1 protein-coding gene and 1 pseudogene are annotated in these 1,975 nt (G+C 65.2%); both read right to left on the bottom strand.

Annotated features, from left to right (window positions below):
• Positions 1–1,556, bottom strand: a 1,556-nt coding sequence (locus ENZ75_RS30210) for an AI-2E family transporter (protein WP_164888123.1), incomplete at its 3' end; no start/stop codon positions are given.
• A gap of 152 nt (positions 1,557–1,708) precedes the next feature.
• Positions 1,709–1,975: pseudogene (locus ENZ75_RS30205) on the bottom strand (ATP-grasp domain-containing protein); the annotation flags it as partial.

Genomic DNA, 1,975 nt, shown 5'->3' with positions numbered 1-1,975 from the left:
GCGGCGTCGGCGAGCTCGCCACGCCCCCCGGCGCAAAGCACGGACATATCCGTGCCATCGGGCAGTTCGGTCTCGTCCTCCCCGCCGGGATCGTCATCGTCGCTCGCCTCTGCGGCCACGGACGGCCCCTCCTCCTCGCCTGCCTCCTCCTGCGCGCTGTCGTCGAGATTGGCGACCAGCATCAGGGCACTGGCCGCCACCTGCCGCCTTTGCAAATCGCCCATGACGCCGCGCACACGGTCCTGTTCGCCCAGCAGAAGCGCCGGAATGGCAACCTTGTCATAGAATTCGACCAGATATTTCTCCTCCAGCATCTCCTCGGCATGATCGGTGGCTTCTTCCGGATCGCCGGCCAGCAGCCGCTGGTACAGGCGCGCATGGGGTTCGAGCACGGGCTCGTTGCCGAACAGCACGTCCAGGAATTCAAACTGCGGCACGTGCCTGCCCAGCACCACCAGGCAGACAGTGAGCGGCGTCGACAGGATCAGCCCGAGCGGCCCCCAGAGCCACGTCCAGAAAATCGCCGCGACAATGATCGCCAGCGGCGACAGTCCCGTCCGCGAACCGTAGAGCCAGGGTTCGATGACATTGCCGGTGATCAGTTCCATCACCACGAACAGGGCGGCTGTCCACAGCACGAGCGACCAGCCCGGTGCCACGGCCAGCGCCAGGAACAGCGGCAAAAGCATACCTATGATCGGGCCGATATAGGGAACGAAACGCAGCGCCAGTGCCAGCAGCCCCCACAGCAGCGCATTGGGAATACCGAGGGCCCAGAGCCCGATCGCGATCGGTATGGCGTAGACGATGTTGACGACCAATTGCATCAGGAGATAGCGGCCCACCCGTTTGGCGGCATCCTGAAGCGCCTCGGTGGTGCGGTGGAGGTCGCCGTAGCCGACAAGCCGGATGAAGCGGTCGCGCAGATCCTCCCGCTCGAGCAGCATGAAGATGACGACGACGATGATCAGCCCGGCCGACCCAAGCGGGCTGATCAGCGGCCCGACGACATTCTGCAGGACCTGAAGCGGCCTTTCGTGCGCGACGATCTCGACCGGCACCGGCTCGCGCGGCGGCTTTTCCGGGGCGGCGGCCGGCAGCGAGGGGTCTTGCCTGTCGATCTCCTGGCCGACCCGCTCGACCACCTTGCTCAGTCTGGCAAGGATCCCGCCCCCGGTCTCCTTGAGCGAGCGGATCTTGGTCAGGATGTTGGTCTGGTAGACCGGGATGTTCTGCGCCAGTTCGCTGACCTGCGTGGCGACGATGAAGGAGAACAGGCCAAGCGCCGCGAAGGCGCCGAGCACGCTGGCGATGACGGCGGCAATCCGGGGAATGCCGACCTTTTTTAGCGCTGCGACAAGCGGCGCCAGTGCGAAGGTCAGCAGCAGCGCGATGGCGATCGGCAGGAAAACCTCGCGCCCGAAATACAGTGCCGCCACTGTCGTGACGATGGCCGCCACATTGGGCAAAGAGGTTCGCGGATGGGGCGCGGCCGCTGAAAGGGCGTCCCCCAGCCCATCAGCCGGAGACGCCGTGCCGTTTCGACGATTGGCCACGTGATGCCTCCCTGCCAAATGCCATGATCGGGCATATAGAGCGGACGTGCAACTTTAGCCAACGATGAAATACGCCTCGCTCACAGGCAATGATCCGGCCCGCACCGGCCGCTCCCGAAGGGCTAAATGGAAGTCAGGCTCGCCCGATCGGATCAGCGCGCCGCATGCCTGGCCAGCGCGTGCTCGATCAGCACGTCGATGGTCTGGCTGTAGCCGATGCCTGAGGCGGCAAGCGCCTTGGCATACATCGAGATGTCGGTGAAGCCGGGAATGGTGTTGACCTCGTTGACAAGCAGGCTGCCGTCGGCGCGCAGGAAGAAATCGACGCGCGCCATGGCTTCGCAGCCAAGCGCCTGGAACGCCTGCCGCGCCATATCCCTGGCCTTTTCGGCCACATCGGCCGGGACATCGGCGGGCAC

This window comes from Mesorhizobium sp. M7A.F.Ca.CA.002.04.1.1, assembly GCF_004022805.1.
Taxonomy (GTDB): Bacteria; Pseudomonadota; Alphaproteobacteria; order Rhizobiales; family Rhizobiaceae; genus Mesorhizobium; species Mesorhizobium ciceri.
Note: the sequence above shows the minus strand (reverse complement) of the source record. Positions and strands in the feature narration are given on the sequence as shown.